The sequence below is a fragment of the Bacillus sp. Au-Bac7 genome, from assembly GCF_021341655.1.
Taxonomy (GTDB): Bacteria; Bacillota; Bacilli; order Bacillales; family Cytobacillaceae; genus Niallia.
In genome coordinates, this window is sequence record NZ_JAJTTG010000019.1 from 19,064 (window position 1) to 39,470 (window position 20,407).

The window sequence follows — 20,407 nt, forward strand, 5'->3', positions numbered from 1 at the left end:
CTATACTAACCTCCTTCATTAATCTCAATGAATTTTTCCATAACCTTTGTATTCTCTTCGATGATTGCTAAGGAAGAATGCAAGATTTCTTCATATGTCTTTTTTAACCCCTCCACTTCATCCACTAATACATGTGTTTCTAATAATTTTAGGATATAAGCATTCTTGGAGAGCTTTGCTTTCTTCGCTTTTTCTTTTAACTTTAGATTCACATCTTCAGGTAAATAATGAATGGTTAATTCCATTAGTAACACTCCTTTCTTTTATAAATGAACAACATTTTGATCGACCACTAGCTTAAAAAGCGTTTCTTTTTTTGAAAGTCTTTTGCGAATGCAAAAGACTTCAGCCCCCAATTGGAAATTGGGGGCTGAAAAAAAAGTAAGAGCATAAGGGAAAACTGCAACCATTTCATGGTTGGAGTCGCAGTGCGACTCGTTTTTTTAAGGTTACAGGTTTTTTTCCAAATGTGCAGATTTTAGCCATTTTTACACACGTTTTTCGTGTAAAATTCACTGTTTTTTACACACTTTTACAGAAATACACAAAATACGCGAAAAATACACACATTTTCCACGCTCCATTTGCTTCTATTTTTCTAGTTTCCTTGCTCTTTTTGCAACAATACTTTCTTTATTTCTTTTAACTTGGTGATTCTGCTTGGCCATTTTTTTATTAGTACCCTCACTCTCTTTTACCTATATGAAAAGGCAATTGGTGAACCAGTTAAATCTACATATGTTATTTGATTTTCTTTAACTTGCTTGCAATATTCTTTAATGAGTGCGTTTCTTTCTTCTTCATTTAATGAAAGATAAAAACCTCCATTAAGACTTAAATCACTAGAAAAAATTTGCACCTTTTTAAACAATGGATTATCATCTTTTTCTATTTTCAACTCTTGTTTTTCTAAATCAATAGATACAGACAAAAAATCGGTAACAGCATCTTCTGTATGGTCTTCTTCAAATAAATGTGTATCAAAACGAATGTCTACATTAAAGTTATAATCTTGATGTTTGACTCCATCATGTGTGAATCCATGCCAATTAAATGCATAACAATATGTTATTTTTTTACCCGTATCTCTGTTTTCATTGATGTAAGGAGCATGATCTTGTATAAAGTTTTCTCTGTAATTTTCCATCTTATTAATCTCCTTTTCTATTTACTTATTAGAATTTCTTTTCCTATTTCTGTTCATCTTCTTGAAGTAATTTTTCCTTTTTTTCCTTCAATTTAGTAATTCTATCTTGCCATTCTTCTATTAATTCTTCACTCTCTTTTATGGCATTGTTTGATGCATTAACACTTGATTTTATCCCGTTTATTTTAGACTGTGTTTCTTCCTTTTCGGTATCCGTTTGATAGGCAAGTTCATCTTCTAATGCCGTACGTTGCGCATCATATTTTAAGTTATTATTCTTCGCCTTTTTGATATTGTTTTCTTCTTCTTTTATCGCTTTCTCTGCATCTCTTATTTGTACATTTGTATGCTTTACCACGTAATCATTTTTACTATATTGGATGAACGTATCAAACACTTTCGCTTTCTCTTTTGCCACATACATTTTGTCTGTAGAACGGACAGAAGCTTTATTATTTTTGTCGAAAAACTCTAAGGATACGCTCTCCCATTTGGAAGGCAACCCTTTGATAAAGAGTACATAGTATTCATTATTTATCTTGTTTAATTCCGTCTTGTACGTTGCTTTCACATTACTCTTTTCTTTGACTTCCACTTCTAAATCGCTGAGGATATTAGACGCTTTTTCCTCAATAATGAGGTCCACTTCTAACACATTTTGATCGGTATAAAATTCTTTACTGGTTATTTCAATTTCATAATTATCGCTATTTACTACTTCTCGTAAAGGCGTGTCTTTTTCTTCTTGTGGAGTCTGTAAAGTAATCCTACTGGTTAGAAAAAACACATAAACAACCACCAAAATAGACGCGAACAATTTGTACTTTCCGCCTTGTGTTTTGAACTTTATTTTAAACAAATTCTTCTCACCTTCTTAATTTGTTACTCTTACTACCACTCCGTTAAATACGCTTTTCCAGTAAGGATTAGACATCTTCACAATGGATACTCCGTTACTTGATTGGGCTCCTAAAAACTCGCCATTCCCCAAATAAATGCCGACATGACCATTCGTTTTATACGTATCAAAAAAGACTAAGTCTCCCCGTTTGATGGAGGAATAATTCACCCTAGTTCCTTTGGTTAAAAGGGTATCTGTGGTGACAGAAGTTAAATCCCCTAACTGCAAACCAGCTTGATTAAACGCATAGTAAACAAAGCTACTACAATCAAAATAACCCTTTAAAATATCTAAATTATTTCTCCCTCCACCAAATACATAGGTAGAGTTTCCGATATACTTAGAACCTGCCGTAATGGCTTTTTCGATAACGGTATTTCCTCCAGTGGAAGGTGTACCTTCCTCCTCACTTCCGTCATTAGCTACCATGTATCTTTTTACATTGTCGATATAATTTTGATCGCCATATTTCCATGTTCCGTTCTCTCTTTGAACGCCATCACTATAAATTTTGGCAAACTCAATCGCATTCTCATAGGTCCATCCTCCATCCTGTTCAATTGCCCAACTAATAAAGCCAGAACCATAGTTATAACCTTGTAAGGCGGTCTCTAAAATGTTTTGTTCTGCCTTCATCGCTAACGCATAGGTTGCGGCAAAATTACTCACTCCGACTTCAATGGAATAGGCAGGATCTTGAATACTATTTGGAGGTAATCCAAGCGATTCACTTGCCTGCATCACATCCAAGTGGTTTCCTCCTGTTTCCTGCATAATGATCGCCAAAATGACATTCGTACAATTTGGTATCTCGGTTTTGGCGCATTCCTCATCCACTACTCCTCGGTATGCTTCTACGGCTGGAGTCACATTGATGGAGGAAGGTCCATCAATCGAAATGGGAAACTTATTTTGATTGGCAACCGCACCAAGAACCATCACTAGAACCAGCGCAATTAGAAGGACGATAAGTCCTGTAGACGAAAAAAAAATTGCTAAAAGTTTCTTCAGCAATAACTTTTTTACGGCATTATTCACCTGACTAACGGCATTACTCATACTGCTCAATTCGCTTTCCGATTACAGTAAAATAGGCTATTTTGTCCTTCTTTATATCGAGCGTGAACTCCACTAGAACGGTACTCATCTTTTCTTTCTTTTCATTCCACAAGTCTGCCGTTACTTCTGCTGTCCACTGCCCCATGATCTCCTCGTTCTTTGTTTCCATGACTTCCACATTGGTTACATCACGATAAGCAAAGACAGGAGGTTTCATATCATTTTCTTCCATGATTTTTAACTCTTTATAAAAGTCAGGCGTAAGAAAATCTTCCGATTTTTCAAGATGCTGAGAAGGATTTTTATAATCATAGCTATAGTACGTTTCTATAAATTTTTGTATCCTTGCTTTACTTTCTTCCACTGTTTTATCTTCTTGTTCCTCATATTTCGGCTTCTCTTCCTCCTGTACCTTGCTGGTTGAATCCTCCATGATTAAGGAGCTTTCTGCTTTTTCTAGTTGTTTATCCATCTGCATTTTAATCGCGATAAACAGAATAAAACCGACGACGACTAAGCCTAGAATAATCCCAACTATCTTTCTATTATTCAATTTAAGCTCCTCCCAGGAACATGTCTAATTCTTCTTTTGTGACCTCCACATGCATGACTAAATTTTGATCGCCTGAAATGGATAGTACACAATCACCTGTTTCTAAATTAGGGATTAAGTTATATTCACTTTCTGTTAGTTGATTTTCAAATATTTTACGAATTAAAGGCATGGAAGTTTTATCTTGTCGGAACAAAAATTTATATTGAGTCAATCCAAAAACTTCCGATAGTTTATTGGCCGCCAGAACCATTTGTTCATTCGAGACATTATTGGCATTCGGAAACATTCGTTCAATTCTTTGCGTGGCTAAAACTAACCCAGAGAAAAATTTACGTGCTTCCGATTGAAAAGTGACAAAGAAATCAGCTGCGAAAGCTTTGTTTATATTAAGGAGGTTATGACACTCGTCCAATATCGTAATCAGTCGGATGATATCCCACCAATGCTTTTCTCCCCGTTCAAAGGCTTCCTTTTCTCTTTTCCCAATCAGCATCATATCTCCCCATATTTGCGTCAAGGCATTAAAGATTTGTATATCAAAAATTTCGGGTTTTAATTGAGATAAGTTGCCGATATCGTAGACCACAATCTGTTGATCTACTAAGTTAGGAATGGTCGTTGGACCATTAAACATATCTCCATATTGATTCACTAACGCGCCAATAGATTTACTGATATCGCCTATTCTCCCTTTAAATCGTTCGTCCTTTTCTTCTTCATATCTTCGAATCGTATATTGATGAAATTCCGATAAAATAGGGTATCGATCAATCGGCAAATCGGTAATGTTTTTCGTTCCCTTTTCATCCCATAACCCCAACTCTATATAAAAGTCATAAATAAGATCATCAAACTGTTGATGCTCCTTATCCGAACAGTTACGATTCAACATGCGATAGGAAGTATTTAATTTCGATACATGTTGGCGAAAACTTGCGTTTTGATCAATTTTGTTTCCATTGGAAACGGTAGGAAACACCTGTAGTAAGTTAATTCTTCCGCCTGATCCGTCTAGGTTGATAACCACTCCACCGAAGTATTCAACAATCCCATCCTGTTCGGATGCTTTATCAAAACTTCTGATAAAATTCCCCTTGGCAACATTATCTTTGAGTAGCTTTTTAAGCAAGGTGGATTTTCCCGAACCTAAATCTCCACCGATAAAAGCATTGTAATATAGCCGTTTAGTCGTCTTATGAAAAATATCTAAATAAACAGGTCCATACGTCCTTGTATAGCCATAATAGCCGCCTGTAGGGTCTTTTAAGCTGGTCTGATCATGCGCAAATCCAAGCCCCATCACTTCTGCAGGTAATTCGTATCCAACGCGGTTGTTTGGTAGTTTTCTTTGCTTTTCATAATCTAAGAAAAGAGACTGCCATTGTTGTTTATTTTCTTCCAAAAATACCGTACTTTTATAGCCATCTGAATCTAACTTTTTTTGAATCTCAAAGACAGATTCTTTTAATTTTTCAACCGTTGGTGCATACACATAGATACGCACATGAATTTGTTTAATGACTTCCCCTTCTTTGTTTAAAGCAATAGCCAGCTCCCGTAAGGCATTCAGTTCATAATCCGCATTATCCATTTCCGTCGTTTTCATGGCGTTTCTTACTCTCGAATTCATTTCTTCCGCAGAATGTCCTACTTTTTCTCCGTAATTAATCGATTGGTCGGTATAGGTGTCTACTGTAACAATGGTATTTTCAATACTCGTTAAATCTTTCAACCAGAATTCATGGAAATCATTCGGATATTTATACACATGGAGACATGCCTCATATCCATCTCCTTTTCGGTTATAATATTCATCTTTGAAGGAGATTCCTCCCATTGGTTGAGTGGCTTTGATAAAGTCAAAATCTTGCTGAAGACTCACTGTTTTTTCTCCTTTCTATATTTGATTATTCATTTTGTTTAATATCTTGGTTTTCTTTTCTACACTGGTTTTTTTATGCCCCAAAACCGGTCGGAACCTTTCTAATAACTCGATGCGTTTGTTTAATTCAGGAATGTTATCCGCAAAAATAAATAAATACACTTCCCGCAGTTTAAAATTCTTTTCAATATGTTTTAATTTCTCTAATTCATTGGAAAGGGCCTCGATTTCCGCAGCCGATGTGGCTTTTTCTAATTTATAGCGAAAGTATTCTTGTTGTTCGGAGTTTTCTTCAGGAAAGTTCATATACACTTCTTTTTTAGGATAGGGATAGAGTTTTTCCAAATTCCAAGCCATGCCTGTGACGGTATCAAACTCCTCCGTATCTGCCACTAGGAATAAATCATATTTTTTCAATTCAAAGATTTCTATGTAGGATTCATAAATACTAAGCTTTGTTTTGACAAATCCCTCCTCCGTTATACCGTTTATGGGATAGACCAAATTGATACTATTAATCGCTTTTAAGATTTTTTTATCTGCCCGAGACAATTTTTCTTTTTTGGTGTTCTTTTTTTCTATCGCATCAAAACTAATCATGGTACTTACTCCTCCGTAAACTCGTGTTTATCATTTACATCTAATGCGTGATACGTTTTTCGATCTTTGGTTATCACTGCCATGATCAATTGGTACACTTTTTTACCAGGGGATTCACTCGGCAATAACAAAAAGTACAACGAAATAGGAAAAAGCGCTACAAAAGGTAGCGCTAAGACTGGATGAACTAACCATTTTAAGAAGAAACCAAATGCCGCACCAGCAATAATAATAAAACCATCTAGTACAGTAAGCTTCGACCATTGGGGCGTTGCTTGAACGGTTTCAGGAACTCTTACTATTCTCCTCATTGTTTTTTATCATCCCTTTCATTTTTATTCTTAATTGGATTGGAACTAAATTTATTTCATAAACCAACTGACTATATCTGCTGATTTTAAAAGAATTAAAAGACCAATAAAAGTAAACATTCGAATCACTACTCTTTTTTTATTTTTTGTATATTTAATCATCAAAAAGCAATACAAAAAATAGGAAACGATTATGGTTGTTAGATAATGGGTGTACGTTGGAAAAATAGTTAAGTTTCCTGTAGTTACAGCAATAATAGTTAGAAAAGAAAGAGTGATAATCCAGCATGAATAGAACAATAAAGCTATTTTCATGACTAGTAGGTATTTCTTGTTTGGCTTTCCCGTATCTCGAAAAGTTGATTCCATCCGTTCTCCTTTATATTCTTCATGCTTAAAGAACAGCATTTAGATCCTAACTTTTTTTATTGTTATTATTTTTACTATTTCTAGGGCTTTCACTCTTTGGTTGCCTGCTACTTCCAGCCTTTATTTCAGGATTACGGATTGGGGCAGCATTAGTCCTGTTCGGAGCACTCACTGTAGCCGTTCTAGGGCTTTCACTCCTTTGTCGCCTACCACTTCCTACATGAACTCCTGGACTACTAGTCGGCACTGTTATCGTCCTTGCTGGTGCACTTACTGGTGCCACTCTTGGACTTCCAGTCTTTTGTGAACTGACATTTACACTCTTTACTACTGGTGTACTAGTCGGCGCTGTTATCGTCCTTGCTGGTGCACTCACTGGTGCCACTGTTGGGCTTCCACTCTTTGGCTGACTGCCACTTCCCACATTAACTCCTGGATTATTCATTGGGGCTGTGCTCACCCTTTGCGGAGCACTCATTGGTGCCACTATTGATCTTCCACTCTTTTGTGGACTACTACTTCCCACATTGACTCCTGGATTACTCAACGGGGCTGCGCTCACCCTTTGCGGAGCACTCATTGGTGCCACTATTGGGCTTCCACTCCTTTGTGGACCACTAACTCCTGGATTATTCATTGGGGCTGTGCTAGTCCTATTTACCGCATTTAAGACCCTTCCTGTATTTCCACTCGCAAACTGACTACTACTCCCTGTTTGTTTACTCGGTGTATGGTTGGATTCATTCCCTAACCTAGTTGGAAGACTATGAATCGGTCCTTGCATTCTACCAATCTGCTCTTTCATACTCGAACTAGCATTTTGATAAAAGGCAGGTGTATTTACGCTATAATCTTGGTTCGATTTCACATAATTACTTGGTGATATGTTTCTTCGTCCACTTGTGCTTAACCCGTTTTCTCCTTTTAATTCTGGAACATTAAAAAAGGATAAAGGCGATCGAATTGGACCTTGCATTTGCCCCAAGGTATTATTCATATTTCTACTTGGTTCTGTTATTTCAGATGGTGCGTTTACAGAGTAACTACTTCCAGTATCTCGATTCGAACTCGGATTTATGCTATCTCTTGCTAAACTGCCCAATGCATTATTAGAAGGACCATTAGGTTGTTCTCCCGATAACATATTGGGTAAGGAAGCAATCGGACCTTGCATCTTTTCCATGTGTTTCTTCATTCTTTTACTAGCTGCCGCAATAGGTTTAGGGGTATTTACTTTCATGTTTCTAGGCAACATACTATTCGTTTTCTCTCCAACAGACTCTCCAAGGCTACTGTTTGGTGAACCTTGAAAACTCCCTAATCCTGTTTCCGTATCCAGCCTGTTATTTTCATCATCCACCCCATTTTTTTCACTATATCCACCCATCTTTTCTTTATTTCTAGGATTCTTTTCACTCTTACTTGCTTCTTTTTCACTGCTAGAAGAATTATCGAGAATGGCTAATCTATTTTCACTGTCTACCCATTCTTTAGATTTTTTTTTTTCATTTCCTGTATCATTTGAAGAATGATTGTCTTTATCAGACGAATCTTTTCCTTTATCTGCTTTCTTTTCCTTAAATCCGTCTAAGCCTCGTTCGCCTTCTCTTCGAGAAAAAACATTGCCCATGCCTTTTACTGTACTTTTCGTAGCTTTCCCAACATTTTTTATGCCTTTTACTGTCCCTTTTGCTAAAGAACCTGTCGCTTTTGCGCCTGCATACATGCCCATTAAGGAACGACTCATACTCTTTAATCCCGCATCTACGCCGAATAATTCTTCTACAAAATTAGGGCCATCAATGACAAATACTCCAGCTGCCAACAAAATAACTAATTTGCTTGCGCTTGAAATATCCATGGAGTTCACATAATCCGTCAACAACAGATAAATACTGATTAATGGCATCATCATAAATAACACCACAACGATATTTCTTAGTTTCTCCACAGCTTTTTTATTTCGTTGTCCTTCTTCTAAGTCCGTTAAAGCAGCTGTCGTTAAAAAGACTTTTACCACTGCCATCTCTAAAATTAACTGAGCTGTTTTAAACATCGTTAAGAAGAGAACTAACGCTAATGTACCAAGTTCCAACATCATAAAAATAGGATGCCAAGCATAACGATAATAGGCTTCATCATCCATAAAGAGATTATTTTCTAGATCTGTTACTTCCTGTTCGTCACTTTCACTGATTAACTTTTTATTCAGTATATCCTGTCCATCATCGGATAAGGGACTGCTTTTGAATATTCCTCCCGTATCAACCGTTTCTAAAATGTTGATGAGATCAATGCTGGCATCATCACTTATATAATTCCTTTTTTCAGGATTCTTCGTCTCCCAACCGTCTTCATCTATCGCATAAAGATCGGTTATATTGGCTTTATATATTTTGGTGGACTGACTAATGGTCGTGGAATTACCTGACTTTCCTGCATTGATAAAATCTTCTGCTTGATTTAACGACCAAGGCAACACAACGAGTATCGTGATCGCAAATAAAGTATTCGTAATGATTTTCGAGTAATCTACTTGTTTTAAAACAATAATTCTCCAACCTAAAAAAGCAACTGCGACAGTTGCTAAGGCAAAGGTAATAGCTTTATAGTCCGACAAAAAGTCCACCATTTGATCACTGCTCAGGAATCCCATTAACTTATATACTTCTTTGATTCCCTTGGATAAAAGATCGACCATATAGGAAAGTCCCGAAATAATCACCCAGCCAACGGTTCTCAGGGCACCTGTAAACCAATCGGCAATGTCTAAATAATCCCTAAACTTAATGAGAATTTTTATAATATCCTTATCATCCACTATTCCCACCTCCTACATGAGCTGATTTTTAATTTTATCTAGTATGATTTCCTTTTCTGGTGATTCAAAATACGTTCTCAATTCTTCTATATATTGGAATTTTTCTAGCATACTATATTCGTCTTCCGATAAATAGCGTTTGGCTATTAATTTTATATAATTATATTTATCTAGCGTAATGGCATCTAAAATCGGCGTACTTTCCTCATAAACTGGTTCAATTTGGTTCATGAAATCGTCTATCCCTTCTTCATGAGTCATGTTTTCACTCCACTCAACAGACATATCGTCCATTGCTGACTCTTCCATATAGGAAAAGTCCTGACTAATATCGATGTCAATCGGCTCATTTATCTCCATATCAACGGTTATATCCATTTCAACAGGTATATTCGCATCTTCCTCATTTGTGTTAGAAGCAATATCCTTACTATCTTCAGTAGGAGTAGTAGCCTGACTCATACCTTTTTGTTCCTGTTCGTTATCAGCCTCATTAGATAACTCAAACTTAATCAATAGATCACTCAAATTAATGTCCTTATGACTGCCTTCTAATCCCATATCTTTAAACGCAATAGGATGATGGAATCGGTCCATTAAGTATTCATATCGGTGTAACATTTGTGTACCTTCTTTTATATTGGCGAAAATAGGATAATTAATGATTCGATTTCCTTTTAAATCTTCTCTTTTTTTAGAACGAATAACGACCCACTCACCCTTTTTCAATCTTCGTAGTTCGTCAGGCATTAATAATGGTCGTTCTTCTTCTTTTTCACCAAACGATTTCTTCGTGGATAAAGACTCTCCACTTCTATCCCCAATAACCACAGTTTTCGGACCTAATTTTTTACTGAACTCTTCCGAGTCAGCTACTTCATCGGACATAATATAAATTTGATTCCCACAGTTTCCCGCAATCGATTCGGCCATTTTATCTCCGTACTTCTCGGCTAATTGGGCTTTATTCTGTAAGACAATAAAATAAATAAGCCCCCGACTTAAGCCAACAGCTAAGGAACGGTTAATTCCTTCAATGGCAGGAATATTGGCGAATTCTTCAAACAAGTGGAAAATTCTTCGTGGTAAAGACCCTTTTTTCGTCAAAGTCGCTCTTTCGGACAAAACAGCATTGGATTGCGATAAAAAGGTCGAGATAATCGTATAATTCGAATCATCCCAATCGGGATAGACAATAAATAAGGCGATAGGTTTTTCCCCAAAAGCCAAATCTTCGATATTAAACGTATTTCTGGACGTCATACGTCCGATCGTATCATACGTGTAGTTCTTCAGCTTCGCCATCGTACCTGTGTAAATACCACTTCTTGTCACCCCTTGCGAAAACTGAACCGTTCCATATTGTAATTTGGCAGGGTTAGAAGCAGGTAAAGAACTGAAGAAATGGTCTAATTTTGTATATCCATTTTCATCTGGATCACTTCCTAATTCATTCAACATAACCGTGAGGGTATACATCGTAATATTTTCAGGCTTTCCCGAACTAATACAAATATCGCAAACAGCCAATATAAGCGCATTGACCAAAGCGATAGAAGATTCTTCCCACATCGGATCTTTGGCATTGGGGTTATGAAACAAAGAATACGAAAGCGTATTACAAAGCATTTGAGCTTTGGCAAACTCCTTATTCATATAGGCTCTTTTTATTAACTCTAGTGGATTATAAGCGATACCCCAATCTGGATTAATAAGGTTTAACACATACACCTCATATCCATTTTTTTCGTATTCTGCTCGGGTGTTTTTCAGCATGTCGCCCTTAGGATCGGTGACGATAACAGATGGTTTTTCTTCCGAACGAATAACTAAATCATGGGTTGGATAAGAAAACATTTCTGTTTTACCCGATTGAGTAGAAGCGACAACCATCGCATTGGTACTATTGATATCGATGTACACCCGATCGTCAATATGTATGATGGGGATTCCAGCTTTTCCTTCATATCCCTTTGAATCATCTTTTACCGATGTATATTGTTCTTTTATCTCTTGAACCGTGGTAAACCGAGAAGATCCTTTCGTATGTTTATTGATATCTTTAAACGACTCATAAATCTCATGCAGTCGGATAAGCGATACCACCAAAACAAAAATAAGGACCAACAGATAAATCCAGAAAAGAGAAACATGAAAAGTAAAAAACCATTCCCATTGAACAAGGGAGGTTATACTTTTAGTCCCATTCATGGCGTAATCTTTAATACCTTGAATAAACAGTTGAATATTAAAAAAGAAGGATAAGACAAAATTCACCGCACAAATAGTGGCAGCGAGAATGAATACCTCCAAAGTAAAGAGTAAATATTTATTCGCCAGTATTTTTTTCCATTGTTTTTCCTCTTTATTCATACCGTTCCCTTCCGCAAAAAGCTTGCAACAACATCAACTAAACAGTTGTAAAAATTCTATAATTTCTCCTTTGCTTCGTTCGATCCAATCCATTAATTCCGTTGGTTGTTGTGTCCTCATAATCTGAAAAAGGACCACAAAACAAAGGACAATCCCAATTGGTTTCCACGAGTGCAAGGGTAACTTTCGATTCTTTTTACTTTTCTTTAATTCCCTAATTAAAATTTTCTCCTTCTTCTCCAAGGATTTCTTTTCTTTCTCTTTTTCTTTCAACACTTTTTTCATCGTTTTTTCTTGGTCTAATCGATCTTGTTTTAATTCCTCTAAAAACTCCATTTTTGCCTGTTTTAAAAGTATGTCCGTAGAATTGGCTGAAGGAAGTGGGGAAGGTTCCTTTTGCGTTTTCTGTTTGACTACCTGTTGGCGTGTTAGCACCGCCTGACGTTCTATTTCTTCCTGTTCACGTTGCATTGCTGCCTGGCGTTCGGCTTCTTCCTGTTGGCGTTTTAATTCTGCCTGGCGCTCGACTTCTTCTTGTTGCCGTTTTTGCTCTGCCTGGCGTTCGGCTTCTTCCTGTTCACGTTTTAGCTTTGCCTGACGCTCGACTTCTTCCTGTTCACGTTTTAGCTCTGCCTGGCGCTCGACTTCTTCCTGTTCACGTTTCAGCTCCGCCTGGCGTTCGGCTTCTTCTTGTTGCCGTTTTTGCTCCGCCTGGCGCTCGGCTTCTTCCTGCTGCCGTTTTTGCTCCGCCTGGCGCTCGGCTTCTTCCTGCTGACGTTTTTGCTCCGCCTGGCGCTCGGCTTCTTCCTGCTGACGTTTTTGCTCCGCCTGGCGCTCAGCTTCTTCCTGCTGCCGTTTTTGCTCCGCCTGGCGCTCAGCTTCTTCCTGTTGGCGTTTTAGCTCTGCCTGGCGCTCGGCTTCTTCCTGTTGGCGTTTTAGCTCTGCCTGGCGCTCGGCTTCTTCCTGTTGGCGTTTTAGCTCTGCCTGGCGCTCGGCTTCTTCCTGTTGGCATTTTAGCTCTGCCTGGCGCTCGGCTTCTTCCTGTTGGCATTTTAGCTCTGCCTGGCGCTCGGCTTCTTCCTGTTGGCGTTTTAGCTCTGCCTCCTTCTGCCTTTGTCTTTCCGCCTCACGCGCTGCTTCTTCCTGCCTTTTTAATTCTGCTTCAAGTTTGTTGTATTCTTCTTCTAATTTCTTTTCCTGTTCCACCTGTAATTGGTGGAGTTTTTCCTTGTGTCTTCTTTCCCTATCCTGTAATTCTTGTTCTAACTGAAGCTCACGCTCTCGTTCTAACTCTTTTAACATTGCTTGTCGCTTTAAATCTTTTTCTCGATTAATTTCTTCTAAAGCTTGTACTCTCGCTTTTTCATGTGCTTCTTTTGTTTTATTTATCTCTTCTATGTGGGTCTTTTCTTGTAAGTGAAGTTGCTCTTGATACTTTTCTTCTTGTTTTTCCAGCTCTTCTTGAAAGACCACTTGCTCTTCGGATTTCGGTTGTTTTCCTGTTTCCTTTTTTGATTTTCCCTTCCAACCAAATCCTAAAGATGAAAGTCTTCTTTTGTTTTCTTTCTTGACTGGTTCTGAACGAGCCACGTTTTCCTGATGCATCGCATTAGATAATTTTCCAATCAACGCATCTTTTTCTGCCTTCGACACATCTTCAAAATTGGTATTTAAGGATCTATTTACTAATAAAAGAAGGTTACTTGCGTAACCCTCACCAATTTTACAGTTATCTCTAAATAATCGTTCTCCATCTTCTGAGATGATAAATTCCACTTCCGTCGTTTCATTTCTCTCTTCAGCCCATCGATCAAAACGAGCTAAGGCATTGGAAGCTTCCTTAATGGCATATTTCTTTTTGGCAGATAACGCTGATTTATACTTTTTATTTACTTTTAATTCCACATAAATCATCTCTTACACTCCCTAGAAAGAAACGTTATTTTGTAAAAACATGACCAGTGCTTGACAGCCCATGACCACAACTAAACCAATGCCGACGTTTTTCATCCCTTCTTTTGCTTCTTCTATCTTTTGTTGATTCTTTCTCATATACCCAATCCCGTATATAGCCAGTTTTACACCCGCAAATGTTCCTGCGACAGCTTGTAGTGCTCGAATAATAAAGATTCCAATGTCAATAATTGATTGTTCCATAATAGATAAGTCCCCTTTTTACGATTGATTTTTAATATAAAAAGCTAAAGCTTCTTCTAACACACTATTGTTATTTCCAATGACTTCTAAATGCCTGGCATTTAACCATTCCTCATAGTCCATCCCTTGCGCTTTTAAGATAAGTGCTGCCATGTCTTTATTTTTTTTACCTTCTGCTTTTGAAACAGCCATTTTCATCCACTCCTAAACCATGTTCATTAGTTCCACATGGATATGATTCTTTTTAATAATGTAACGCTTCACTTTGTAACGTTCTGTTTGATTGATACAATTTTCTGCTAGACAAGTAATATCAATAAATAATCCACGAGATAACCGAACACCTAAAGGAATTCGTATCTTATTGTTATTTTTCAAGTCTTTTACTTGTTTAGAAGTCGCATGTATTTTTAGTACTTCTTCTGCCAAATGACTACCCTCCTTTCATGAAATCCTGACTTTAATAGTTAGATGAGGTATAAACATAAAAAACAGGCACAATTGGCCTGTTTTTATATTCATTCCGTTGATTTCCTCAACTTTAGCTCTTCCCATATAAAATGTATAGTTAGTAAAATCATTCCTATTACCCAAATCCATCCTGCTGAAATAAAGACAAATTTGACTTGTTCTATTAAAGACAAGCCCCTCAAAACATCTACGTCTCGTGTAAAGAAACAAATACCTGCATAAATGAAACAAGCCATAAACATGATCAATATTACCCTTGTATGTACAGTTTCCATTTTTACTCGCTCCCCTGTTAGATGAACCTTTTTCTGACCTTAGGCTATCACCTCCTAAAAAAATAAGTGCATCCTTAGATGCACTCCTTTACACGTCTACTTATTTATTTTTTTACCATTACGGGGCAGTCACTAATTGCCAAGTAATCGTAGATTCATAGGTTCCTTTATACACATTGGCAGGTAAATCCACCTTCACATTCTTCTTTTCTTCCTCATAAAGGGAGTTAAAGATAATATACCAGCCACCATTTGCCTTTCCTGACTCCGCATCTGTTTCGGCAATGCGCAATGGTGACGGGGTGTCCACCGTTATATAGCACTTATTGATAAGAAGATCGGGTGTATCGGTTGATTCATACAAGGCATTTGCGGCGCTTAAATACGGCTTTTTGATCTGAAGAGAATTACTTTTTAACGTTTTTCCATTTTCATTGGTTAATGGGGTCCCGATAACATTCAACTTCCAGTTATAACCCTTGCCGCGATTATCTGCTATATGAAGAACCAAATCTGTATCGCTGATATATTCTTCTAATCCAGTCCCTGTTAACTCTGCCTTTGCGTCAATGCTGTTACTGACTTCAAAAAACAAATCAGAACTCCCTGTTACATCGATGGTTTTGGTTGTGATGTTACCTGCCTGATCTTCCGCCTCAAATGCATAGGTACCTTCTGTTGAAAAATAATACTCATCCGTATATTCATCCTTTTTCAGTTCCTTCGGCACTCTTATTTCTTTTATGCCTGATGTATCTGTTGCACTATATGCAACATAAACTCTACCCGCACTTGGTGGCTTGACATCTACTTTTAACGTGGGGCTTTCTTTATCTATATTATTAACCGTCACGCTTTTGCTTGTTTGATTACCAGCATTATCTTCGACTATAAAGGTATACGTTCCATTTTGTCGTACTTTATAGGTTAGCTGGCTGGTGTTTTCCCATTCCCCATTCGGTTTTTGAATTCGTTTCACACCACTCAAACTGTCATTGGATGTTACCTGTAGATCCACATCTTTATTTGTTGTCTTAGTAGAAATTCCTGTTATATCCATAGCTGGCTTTCCCTTATCAATCTTAACGGATACTGTTTTCTCCGTTACCATGCCCCTAGTATCGATTACCTGATACGTATAATTTCCATCAGATGTTAAGGTATCGGTATATTCATTACTTTTTATTTCTTTCCCATCAGGTAAAATGATTTTATCAATGGAGAAGTCTTCATTATCTAATAGTTCAGCCTTAACATTGGTCCATTCTACCGTGTAGTTCCCATTTTGGATCGGATTGGTATTAAATCTAATTTTCGTTATCAAATTGTTATAATAATCGCCTCGTACCGTGATTATTTTCTCCACCGTTTTAGGCTGTCCGTCTAATAAATCTTTTAATGGAATGGAAGCACTCATAGGATAATCTCTATTTAAATAATAATTAGTTCCACTTGCGACACGATAATTGGTTTCTAAAGAAATCGCCGTCACATAATTTCCTACATCGGCTTTATGAGATATAAGTCTTGCCGTTCCCGCCAATTTAATTCGCTTTCCCGCATAAGTCGTATAAGTCGGCCAGCTCGGTGAGCTTGATCCACTCATATTACTAATGGTAGATGAATCTATACTCCAACCTACATTAACATTGGAAGCTTTTATATTTACGGTGACATCTTTATTTGTCCAGCCATCTGCAGAAGTAGTGATTAAGACATTGGAGGGTACATTGACGTTCCCTATCGGTAGGAAGAACCCATAGAAGTTACCGCCTTTATCTTTTGCTCGAAAATAGTAATAACCATTTTTATCTACCTTACGAGTGATGGTATCGCCATACACTCTCTCCCCATTTACTTCTTCGATATATTCAATTCCTGAATTATCGGATGCTTTTAATACCACATCCCAGGAGCCATTTTGCATTTTGTCTAAATCCGTTTTATTAACTACTTCCATGACGGGCTCGGTTGTGTCTCCACTTTTATTGTAATAGTTTAAGTCATTTACAATGGAAACATCTGTCTTATCAAAGTTTATATAGTTGGATTCTGCTAATGTATCGTCTCCTGGTGCATCGAAGCGTTTAATGGTTAACACTTTCTCCGACCAAAGAAGTGCATATCCATCTGGAGTTTTATTGATCACTCTCCATTGAATGGCTTCTCCTTCATAGTTTCCGAAAGAAACTAATTCATTTATTTCTAAATTACTTACCTTCTTTCCACTACTTAAGGTGTAATCTGGTTTTAAATGTAAGGCTGGAGCTACCCCTAAATTGGAAGAGATATTGACACTATTCAATGTATTATTGTCGTAGCCTGCGATTAACTGTTCTGCATACACATCTCTTCTTACATGGCTAGACATCCAAGGATAATAAGCTGCACTTACATTGTACTTAGACCTCACTTTAGCTGTAGGTTCTTTCGTGTAGGCTATATTTCTTTTCTGGACGTACTCATATAACTCATTAATTTGTAAGTTGAATACTTTATCTTTTACCGTTCTGTAATAAATGTTCTTCCAATTCTTATCTAAGTTAACCGATATATTCTGCAAGAAATAACCCGTCATGTAAGCATCGGTTCTACTTACATTATTCGTACCAGCCTCCTTTACTGCTGAATCATACCCACTAATAAAGGAACGTCTCTCCGTTACCGCAATGGCATCTTGCTCTTCACTAGTAAAGTTAGATAAAAAACCTGCTTCCTTATCATAAGCTTGCGTGCCTAGATTCTTTTCACTTGGTGGATTACTTGTGTATCCAACCACTTCCTGGTTACTATTCAGCCATTCTCGTATGTTTGAGGTATTCCAGTAGGAACTACCTTGTGAATAGCTGTATCTCGTATTATTTGGATCTCCTAAAACTAAATTACTTGCTTCTGTTTTTGTACTTATACCAGGAACTAAATACAATAACAGAAACAGAATTAAGCAACTAATCGTTATCCTTCTATTCAAACCTTCCTACCCCCAACACTTACTTAATGTATTGCGGTCTCTTCTTCCTTTCGTTTTCTCTTTTTCTTTTTCCAGAATAAAACGAACCAGAACAAAACAAACCCTAATATTAACCCAATTATTAAAGGAATAATGGTTAAGTATAAAGGACTTTCCGTTCCATCTTTTTGGGTTACATCAATTATATTTTCACTGCTGCTCACATCTTTATTGGTTACATTCAGGGAAAAATTCTTTTCCACTGTCTCGCCGTTAACATCTAGGGAAACTTTTATTTGATATTCCCCTGAAGCAAACTTGCTTCCCCACTCGATAGGCAGCTTAAATTTCGTTTTTGGAGCCATCTTAAAGGGTAGGACTTCTCCTTGAAATACTTCTTCTTTCCCTTTTGTGACCGTATACTTCACGGAAACCCCATCTACAATACTCGGATTCTTATTCTCTAATCCGATATTTATAAAAGGCGGGGAAGAGTTTTCGATCAGTTCGATATCATCTTGTAAGGAAACTGGTACTTTTTCGGGTTCCCCAAGATTTAATTGAATACCTATTACTCTTTCTACCTCATTGTTGATCTTGATTCCTTTATCATCCTCGGAATTACTGGTTCGATCCGCCTTTTTAAAGGAAAGACCACCAAGTATCGTTCCTTTCGTCACAGTAGATGGCACCGTAATGCTGTATTTTACTGTCTTAGACTCTCCTTTTTCCAATTCGACAAGCGTATCTCCTGTTATGTATTTAGCCAGTCCATATTGAGAATCTAACAAGGAAGAGTTACCTAATTCCGTCTTATCAACATACTGGATATTGCCGTAATTCGACGTTAATGCATTTAAGTAGGACACCTTCACGTTGATTTTTTCATCCGAAACATTTTCTATTTTCACGGGTACAGTAATAGTTGATCCAGGTTTTGTATCCATTTGAAAATAGCCTAATGCTTCATGTTCTTTTCCAACTGGTTGAACATCAAAATCCAAACTAGAAGCAAATGACTTGGACTCTAACATGAATAAACTAAGGAAAATCAATAAGGAAGCACCTATAATTTGGAACAACTTTTTCATTTCTTTCCTCCCATAAAAAATAGTGGTTGGGAAACCCCAACCACCTTACTATTGATGATTAAGGAGCCGTTACAAGGGAGTAAGTTAAATCGACACTATATGTTCCTGCATACGTATTAGCTGGAACCGTTAAGTATACTTTCCCCATGTTCGCTTTATAAGAGCCCATTCCATCCCCACTATCTGCCTTTAAGATCGTCACTGCCCCACTATCTACAATGGCTTGTCCTGTTGTGGTAGAAACAGGCACATCTGACGATGTAACATCCACTTTTTCAGCACTTTGCACTTTATCCAATTTCAATAAACCAGTATGCAGGCTTTTCTCTCCTGCTTTAACAGGAGTGGAAGAAACATCTACTCTCCAAGCCGTTCCTGTACCACTGGCATCGATTAAGTTCAATTCATCTAATTCCGTGGAAGTAATTTGTTGGTGACCACTCAATGGAACAGCTGGAAGTGACACACTATCATTGGTGGTGATTGTTCTGGCACCTCCATTAACCACGATGGTCGCTTTGGTGGTGGTCGTATTCTCCGCGGCATAAGTAGGCATATGGACCATTAAAAAGACCAAGACCGCCAAAAATAAACTGATTACTACTTTTTTAAAGACACTATTGAAACCAATAGACATATCCTTTCTCCTTCCTATTCTTTAGAATTCTTCCGTTTTTTTTAAAATTAACCTAAAAATAAGGATTTAATATTATCTACCAACATATCTCCTACTTCTGGATAAGCCGTCTTCACGATTAATCCAGCTAAACCTAACCCCACTAATGCCAACATTCCCCAACCTGATCGGTCCGTATTTTGATCTACCATTTTGCCATCTCCTTTAATTTTTGTTTTTTATGATTAACCTAGAAATAAAGCTTTAATGTTATCTACCAACATATCCCCCACTTCTGGATAAGCTGTCTTCACAATTAGTCCTGCTAATCCTAAACCTACTAACGCCAACATTCCCCAACCTGATCGGTCTGTATTTTGATCTACCACTTTGCCACCTCCTTTAAAAACATCTAATAATATATAAAAAGGACTAGTTTTTTAACTAGTCCTTTTCCTACCTATTTAACAAGAGAAAGTGCGGCCCCTGTATTACTTAATGTAATTGGTTCTAAGTCCCAATACATAAGGCTAAAGTTTCCTTCCACCTTGTACTCAACAATAGACCCATAAGGTACCTTCTCGTTCAGTTTTGCACTACTTACACTAAATACGTTTTGAAAGTGGTCCTCACTATACGTATTGATGTTTTCTACGGCGGTTTCGGTTAAACCACCATTTCTTTCTATTTGATAATTAACATATTGTTTATAATTGTTCACTTGTTGAAGCTGAAATAAAAATACCGCAACGCCTAACATAAGGGCAATCATGAAAAAACTAATAAATATTCGCCCTGTTGTCATAATACTACCGTCAATCATAAAAC

20 protein-coding genes are annotated in these 20,407 nt (G+C 37.3%); all 20 read right to left on the bottom strand.

Going from position 1 to position 20,407, the window contains the following annotated elements:
• Positions 1-5 precede the first annotated feature (5 nt).
• Positions 6-245, bottom strand: a complete 240-nt coding sequence (locus LXM54_RS24735) for a hypothetical protein (RefSeq protein WP_233318571.1) — start codon at positions 243-245, stop codon at positions 6-8.
• A 449-nt stretch (positions 246-694) separates the two neighbouring features.
• Positions 695-1,147, bottom strand: a complete 453-nt coding sequence (locus tag LXM54_RS24740) for a hypothetical protein (protein ID WP_233318574.1) — start codon at positions 1,145-1,147, stop codon at positions 695-697.
• Positions 1,148-1,190: 43 nt separating this feature from the next.
• A complete protein-coding gene (locus LXM54_RS24745) occupies positions 1,191-2,006 on the bottom strand; it encodes a hypothetical protein (RefSeq protein ID WP_233318576.1) in 816 nt (271 codons plus the stop codon).
• 15 nt (positions 2,007-2,021) lie between these two features.
• A complete protein-coding gene (locus LXM54_RS28360; RefSeq protein ID WP_325169596.1) occupies positions 2,022-3,107 on the bottom strand; it encodes a bifunctional lytic transglycosylase/C40 family peptidase in 1,086 nt (361 codons plus the stop codon).
• Positions 3,100-3,660, bottom strand: a complete 561-nt coding sequence (locus LXM54_RS24760; RefSeq protein ID WP_233318579.1) for a hypothetical protein — start codon at positions 3,658-3,660, stop codon at positions 3,100-3,102. The genes LXM54_RS28360 and LXM54_RS24760 overlap by 8 nt, the downstream gene beginning before the upstream one ends.
• Position 3,661: 1 nt before the next feature.
• Positions 3,662-5,545 (bottom strand): VirB4 family type IV secretion system protein, encoded by a 1,884-nt coding sequence (locus tag LXM54_RS24765; RefSeq protein ID WP_233318581.1) that lies wholly within the window; start codon positions 5,543-5,545, stop codon positions 3,662-3,664.
• Positions 5,546-5,560: 15 nt separating this feature from the next.
• Positions 5,561-6,145 carry a hypothetical protein gene (locus LXM54_RS24770; RefSeq protein ID WP_233318583.1) on the bottom strand — a complete coding sequence of 195 codons (585 nt, stop codon included), beginning with the start codon at positions 6,143-6,145 and terminating at the stop codon, positions 5,561-5,563.
• A gap of 5 nt (positions 6,146-6,150) precedes the next feature.
• Positions 6,151-6,456 (bottom strand): DUF5592 family protein, encoded by a 306-nt coding sequence (locus tag LXM54_RS24775; RefSeq protein WP_233318585.1) that lies wholly within the window; start codon positions 6,454-6,456, stop codon positions 6,151-6,153.
• Positions 6,457-6,871: 415 nt separating this feature from the next.
• Positions 6,872-9,646 carry a pLS20_p028 family conjugation system transmembrane protein gene (locus tag LXM54_RS24780; protein WP_233318587.1) on the bottom strand — a complete coding sequence of 925 codons (2,775 nt, stop codon included), beginning with the start codon at positions 9,644-9,646 and terminating at the stop codon, positions 6,872-6,874.
• Between the two features lie 12 nt (positions 9,647-9,658).
• Positions 9,659-12,019: a VirD4-like conjugal transfer protein, CD1115 family gene (locus tag LXM54_RS24785; RefSeq protein WP_233318588.1), complete on the bottom strand. Its 2,361-nt coding sequence runs from the start codon at positions 12,017-12,019 to the stop codon at positions 9,659-9,661.
• Positions 12,020-12,052: 33 nt separating this feature from the next.
• Entirely contained in the window at positions 12,053-13,933 is a 1,881-nt protein-coding gene (locus LXM54_RS24790) for a hypothetical protein (RefSeq protein WP_233318591.1), read from the bottom strand.
• Positions 13,934-13,945: 12 nt separating this feature from the next.
• Positions 13,946-14,176: a pilin gene (locus LXM54_RS24795; RefSeq protein ID WP_233318593.1), complete on the bottom strand. Its 231-nt coding sequence runs from the start codon at positions 14,174-14,176 to the stop codon at positions 13,946-13,948.
• 18 nt (positions 14,177-14,194) lie between these two features.
• Entirely contained in the window at positions 14,195-14,368 is a 174-nt protein-coding gene (locus LXM54_RS24800; RefSeq protein WP_233318595.1) for a hypothetical protein, read from the bottom strand.
• Positions 14,369-14,380: 12 nt separating this feature from the next.
• Positions 14,381-14,605: a hypothetical protein gene (locus tag LXM54_RS24805; RefSeq protein WP_233318597.1), complete on the bottom strand. Its 225-nt coding sequence runs from the start codon at positions 14,603-14,605 to the stop codon at positions 14,381-14,383.
• 435 nt (positions 14,606-15,040) lie between these two features.
• Positions 15,041-17,893 (bottom strand): WxL domain-containing protein, encoded by a 2,853-nt coding sequence (locus tag LXM54_RS24810; protein ID WP_233318599.1) that lies wholly within the window; start codon positions 17,891-17,893, stop codon positions 15,041-15,043.
• A gap of 23 nt (positions 17,894-17,916) precedes the next feature.
• On the bottom strand, positions 17,917-18,963 hold the full coding sequence (locus LXM54_RS24815; protein ID WP_233318601.1) for a WxL protein peptidoglycan domain-containing protein: 1,047 nt from the start codon (positions 18,961-18,963) through the stop codon (positions 17,917-17,919).
• Positions 18,964-19,021: 58 nt separating this feature from the next.
• Positions 19,022-19,528, bottom strand: coding sequence for a WxL domain-containing protein (locus tag LXM54_RS24820; RefSeq protein WP_233318603.1), 507 nt, complete (start codon positions 19,526-19,528; stop codon positions 19,022-19,024).
• A gap of 119 nt (positions 19,529-19,647) precedes the next feature.
• Positions 19,648-19,791 (bottom strand): hypothetical protein, encoded by a 144-nt coding sequence (locus tag LXM54_RS24825; RefSeq protein WP_233318606.1) that lies wholly within the window; start codon positions 19,789-19,791, stop codon positions 19,648-19,650.
• A 33-nt stretch (positions 19,792-19,824) separates the two neighbouring features.
• Positions 19,825-19,968: a hypothetical protein gene (locus LXM54_RS24830; RefSeq protein WP_233318608.1), complete on the bottom strand. Its 144-nt coding sequence runs from the start codon at positions 19,966-19,968 to the stop codon at positions 19,825-19,827.
• 71 nt (positions 19,969-20,039) lie between these two features.
• Positions 20,040-20,402, bottom strand: a complete 363-nt coding sequence (locus LXM54_RS24835) for a hypothetical protein (protein WP_233318610.1) — start codon at positions 20,400-20,402, stop codon at positions 20,040-20,042.
• Positions 20,403-20,407: the final 5 nt, after the last annotated feature.

What these genes read in the sequence shown, in the direction of transcription:
- LXM54_RS24735 (WP_233318571.1), bottom strand. Translation starts at nt 245, where the DNA reads ATGGAATTAACCATTCATTATTTACCTGAAGATGTGAATCTAAAGTTA.
- LXM54_RS24740 (WP_233318574.1), bottom strand. Translation starts at nt 1,147, where the DNA reads ATGGAAAATTACAGAGAAAACTTTATACAAGATCATGCTCCTTACATC.
- LXM54_RS28360 (WP_325169596.1), bottom strand. Translation starts at nt 3,107, where the DNA reads ATGAGTAATGCCGTTAGTCAGGTGAATAATGCCGTAAAAAAGTTATTG.
- LXM54_RS24770 (WP_233318583.1), bottom strand. Translation starts at nt 6,145, where the DNA reads ATGATTAGTTTTGATGCGATAGAAAAAAAGAACACCAAAAAAGAAAAA.
- LXM54_RS24775 (WP_233318585.1), bottom strand. Translation starts at nt 6,456, where the DNA reads ATGAGGAGAATAGTAAGAGTTCCTGAAACCGTTCAAGCAACGCCCCAA.
- LXM54_RS24785 (WP_233318588.1), bottom strand. Translation starts at nt 12,019, where the DNA reads ATGAATAAAGAGGAAAAACAATGGAAAAAAATACTGGCGAATAAATAT.
- LXM54_RS24790 (WP_233318591.1), bottom strand. Translation starts at nt 13,933, where the DNA reads ATGATTTATGTGGAATTAAAAGTAAATAAAAAGTATAAATCAGCGTTA.
- LXM54_RS24795 (WP_233318593.1), bottom strand. Translation starts at nt 14,176, where the DNA reads ATGGAACAATCAATTATTGACATTGGAATCTTTATTATTCGAGCACTA.
- LXM54_RS24800 (WP_233318595.1), bottom strand. Translation starts at nt 14,368, where the DNA reads ATGGCTGTTTCAAAAGCAGAAGGTAAAAAAAATAAAGACATGGCAGCA.
- LXM54_RS24815 (WP_233318601.1), bottom strand. Translation starts at nt 18,963, where the DNA reads ATGAAAAAGTTGTTCCAAATTATAGGTGCTTCCTTATTGATTTTCCTT.
- LXM54_RS24820 (WP_233318603.1), bottom strand. Translation starts at nt 19,528, where the DNA reads ATGGTCCATATGCCTACTTATGCCGCGGAGAATACGACCACCACCAAA.
- LXM54_RS24825 (WP_233318606.1), bottom strand. Translation starts at nt 19,791, where the DNA reads ATGGTAGATCAAAATACGGACCGATCAGGTTGGGGAATGTTGGCATTA.
- LXM54_RS24835 (WP_233318610.1), bottom strand. Translation starts at nt 20,402, where the DNA reads ATGATTGACGGTAGTATTATGACAACAGGGCGAATATTTATTAGTTTT.